Here is a 4,105-nt window from a genome sequence, read left to right as displayed (position 1 = left end):
GCGCCAACCAGACCGCTGCGGCGGCGCGGCGGACGATCAGGTTTCACTCGGCGGGCATCCGCGCCGTCAACGGTTACGGTATGGATCCGGTGATGCGGCGCCTGCTTGCCGAACGCGGCATTACAGCGGGCATGCATCAGGCGCGGCGTCTGAACCGGCAGTTCGTGCGCGACGCGGACCTCGTGCTGGTCACGGAACGCTGCCAGGTAAAGGACGTCGAGGCGCTCGAGCCGACTTCACGCGGCAAGGTTTATCCGCTCGGCAAGTGGGAAGGCTCGGATGTCGCTGACCCACATGGCGGCGTTGAAGCCGCATATCGCGAGAGTCTCGCGCTGATCGAACACCTGGTCATGGGATGGCTGGACAAAATATGCTGAAACGAAATCTCACTGCCACACTTTTGCTGACGACTTTTTTGTCGGCATGTGCCTTCGCGCCCGGTTATGACCTCGACACGTCGTCCTTGAAGGAAGATGCGCAGGGCAAGCCGGCGCAAAGCTATGCGGTGCATCTGATCGATGCCAATCTGATCCTGCAGCAGGCGCAGCAGGCGGCGGCCCAACAGCCGGCGTTGCCGCCGGGCAAGTTTGCCGATCCGTCGCAGTACCTTTACCGCGTCGAACCGCAGGACATTCTTGGCATCACCGTGTGGGATCACCCTGAGCTGACGACGCCGAACGGCAGCACGCTCTCCACGGGCGACAACACCACGCAAACGCTCGCGGGCGCCGTGCAACAGCCGTTCACTACCGCCTTGCCGGGACAGGCCGATCCCTACGGCCAGACCGTAGGCCCCGACGGCATGATTTTCTTCCCGTTCGTCGGTCACGTTAAGGTGGCAGGCAAGACCGTTGGCGACGTTCGCAACGAACTCGCCGCGCGGCTCGTGCCGTATATCCGCAATCCGCAGGTGGACGTGCGGGTGCTGTCGTTCCGCAGCCAGAAGGTGCAGGTGACGGGCGAGGTGAAGTCACCTGGACCGCTCGCCATTAGTGATGTGCCGCTCACGCTGGTCGATGCGATCACACGCTCGGGCGGCAGCACGGAAATCGCCGACATCCAGCGCGTGCGACTCACGCGTAACAACCAGTTGTACGTGCTCAACGCCGACAGTCTGCTCGATCGTGGCGACACGAAGCAGAACGTGATGCTCCAGGCAGGCGATATCGTCAATGTGCCGGACCGGGTGGACAGCCGGGTCTTCATCCTGGGCGAAGTGAAAACGCCGCAGACGCTCTCGATGATGCGCGGCCGTCTGACGATTGCCGACGCGCTTACGCAGGCCACCGGTCTTTTGGACACCGATGCGAATCCACGCCAGATTTTCGTGATGCGCGGCTTCAAGGACGACCCGGATCATCCGTACAAGCCAGAGGTGTACCGCCTCGATATGACGCAACCGGACTCCATCATGCTGTCGTCGCGCTTCCAGCTTCAACCGCTGGATGTGGTCTACGTCGGCACCGCAGCGTCGACCACCTTCAACCGGGTCGTTCAGCAAGTGCTGCCGTCGCTGGAATCGCTGTTCTATCTGAAGGAACTCACGCGCTAGGCGCCTGACCCGCTAACGCTTCTGCACTGCGCGCGAACATGCGTAGTGCAGGAGCCGAGGCGACCCAACCGGGATCGAATTGTGAGCACTCAAATAACTTCACAGATGGCCATGCCGGCCAGGACCGAAGAAGAGGACGTCGTCCTCGGTCAACTGCTGCAGGTCATTCTCGACGACATCTGGTGGCTGATTGCCATTGCGGTGACCATCGTCGTGGTTGCCGGTCTTTACTGCTATATCGCCAAGCCGGTGTACTCGGCCGACGCGTATGTGCGAGTCGAACCGTCCGATAACACCTCGCAAGCACTCACGCAGACGCAAACAGGTGCGGTGATTTCCAGCGGTCAGACGTCGCTGCCGACCGACGCGGAAATCGCCATGATCCAAAGTCGTGGCGTAGTCGGGCCCGTGGTGCAGCAGCTCAAGCTCGACTTCAGCGTTGAGCCGAAGACGATTCCGATTCTCGGTAGCCTGGCGGCGCGCCTCGCTACGCCTGGCGTAGTGGGCCGCCCATGGCTAGGCTTGACGAGCTATGCGTGGGGCGGCGAACAGGCCGACGTCGACTCTGTCGAAGTCACGCCCGCGCTCGAAGGTCAGAAGATGGTGATGACCGCCATCTCTGACACCCAGTACGAGTTGCGCGCGCCGAATGGCTCACTGCTGCTGCGCGGCCAGGTCGGACAGACGGAACAGGGCGGCGGTGTGACGATCCTCGTCAACAAGCTGGTCGCACGTCCGGGCACGCAGTTCATCGTCATGCGCGCCAACGAACTCGACGCGATTACCGGGTTCCAGTCCGGCATCAAGGTCGAAGAGCAGGGCAAGCAGACCGGTGTGATCGAAATCTCGCTGGAAGACAAGGACCCGGCGCATGCGGCGCTGGTCGCCAATGCACTCGCTGAGTCGTATCTGCGCGAGCACACGGCGGCCAGGCAGACCGACGCCAACAAGATGCTCGACTTTCTGAAGAGCGAAGAGCCGCGTCTAAAGGGCGACCTTGAAAACGCCGAAGCCGCGCTCACCGCATATCAGCGCCAGTCCGGCTCGATCGATGCCAGCGACGAAGCGAAGGTTTATCTGGAAGGCAGCATCCAGTACGAGCAGCAGATCTCCGCTGAGCGTCTGCAGATCGCTTCGTTGCAGGAGCGCTATGGCGACGAGCATCCGCTTATCAAGGCTGCACGTGAACAGATGGCCGAACTCGAAACACAGCGCGACAAGTACAGCGACCGCTTCCGCGATCTGCCGGCGACCGAGGTCAAGGCAGTGCAACTGCAACGCGACGCCAAGGTAGCGGAAGACATCTACGTGCTGTTGCTCAACCGTATTCAGGAACTGTCCGTGCAGCGTGCGGGAACGGGCGGCAACGTGCATATGGTGGATCTGGCCATGCGCCCGGGTACGCCGGTCAAGCCGAAGAAGGTGCTGATTCTCTCGGCGGCGGTGATTCTTGGCCTGATCGCGGGTACGGGTTTTGTGTTCGTGCGCCGCAACCTGTTCAAGGGGATCGACGATCCCGAGCACGTCGAACGCATGTTCCATCTGCCCATCTACGGCCTGGTGCCGCTTTCCGGCGAACAGGCAGAGCTCGAGCATTCGTTTGTGCGCGGTGGCAACCGTCTGCGTTCGGTGCTGGCCGACGCGCATCCCAAGGACGTGTGCATCGAAAGCCTGCGCAGTCTGCGTACTTCGTTGCAGTTCACGATGATGGATGCGCGCAACAGTATCGTCATGCTGACCGGTCCGATGCCCGGTGTCGGCAAGAGCTTTTTGACGGTCAATCTCGCCGTGCTGCTCGCACACTCCGGCAAGCGTGTGCTGATGATCGACGGAGACATGCGGCGCGGGGCACTGGAGCGCTACGTCGGCGGTTCGGCGGACAACGGTTTGTCGGAACTGCTGAGCGGGCAGATCTCGCTGGAAGAAGCCATTCGTTCCACCAGCGTCGACGGGCTGAGCTTTATCTCATGCGGCCATCGTCCGCCCAACCCCTCGGAGCTGTTGATGTCGCCGCGTTTGCATCAATACCTCGACGGTCTTGCCAAGCGCTACGACGTGATCCTGATCGATACGCCACCTGTGCTGGCCGTGACCGACGCGTCGATCATCGGCGCGTGCGCAGCCTCGACATTCTTCGTGATGCGCTCGGGCGAGCACAACGAAGCGGAAATCGCCGACTCGTTGAAGCGCTTGCAAGCCGCCGGTGTGCGCGTACAGGGTGGCATCTTCAATGCGATGCCCCAGCGCGCTCGTGGCGGCTACAACCGCGGCTACGCCGCCGTGCAGGAATACCTGAGTGCCTGATCCAACCCGGCCCGTGCGCACCGCAAGGCGCGGTGCGCACGGACATCTCTCACAAGGAGCATTAGCGATGAAAGTGACGGTACTGGTTCCCACGTTTCGCCGCCCGGGCGATCTGACGCGGTGTCTCGCCGCATTGCAGCGGCAGTCACGCGCGCCCGATGAAGTAGTGGTCGTGGCGCGCCCCGATGACACAGCGACGCATGCGTGTCTGCGCGATTCTCGGGTGCGTGGCGCGCTGCCGCTCACGGT

4 protein-coding genes are annotated in these 4,105 nt (G+C 62.3%); all 4 read left to right on the top strand.

Annotated features, from left to right (window positions below):
• The coding region (locus tag WCA85_RS27460) for a low molecular weight phosphotyrosine protein phosphatase (RefSeq protein ID WP_424068015.1) at positions 1-377 on the top strand (377 nt) is incomplete at its 5' end.
• The gene (locus tag WCA85_RS27455; RefSeq protein ID WP_424068014.1) at positions 371-1,552 is read left to right on the top strand and encodes a polysaccharide biosynthesis/export family protein; all 1,182 of its coding nucleotides are present in this window, start codon (positions 371-373) and stop codon (positions 1,550-1,552) included. The genes WCA85_RS27460 and WCA85_RS27455, both read left to right, overlap by 7 nt.
• A 105-nt stretch (positions 1,553-1,657) precedes the next feature.
• Positions 1,658-3,856, top strand: coding sequence for a polysaccharide biosynthesis tyrosine autokinase (locus tag WCA85_RS27450; protein ID WP_424068016.1), 2,199 nt, complete (start codon positions 1,658-1,660; stop codon positions 3,854-3,856).
• A gap of 67 nt (positions 3,857-3,923) precedes the next feature.
• Positions 3,924-4,105 (top strand): glycosyltransferase family 2 protein (locus WCA85_RS27445; RefSeq protein WP_424068013.1); only part of this gene is annotated, 182 nt, incomplete at its 3' end.

Origin of the sequence: Paraburkholderia sp., from assembly GCF_049581445.1 — a bacterium.
Lineage (GTDB): Bacteria > Pseudomonadota > Gammaproteobacteria > Burkholderiales > Burkholderiaceae > Paraburkholderia.
The sequence above is the reverse complement of the archived record's forward strand: the minus strand, read 5'-3'. Positions and strand labels throughout refer to the sequence as shown.

What these genes read in the sequence shown, in the direction of transcription:
- WCA85_RS27450 (WP_424068016.1), top strand. Translation starts at nt 1,658, where the DNA reads ATGGCCATGCCGGCCAGGACCGAAGAAGAGGACGTCGTCCTCGGTCAA.
- WCA85_RS27455 (WP_424068014.1), top strand. Translation starts at nt 371, where the DNA reads ATGCTGAAACGAAATCTCACTGCCACACTTTTGCTGACGACTTTTTTG.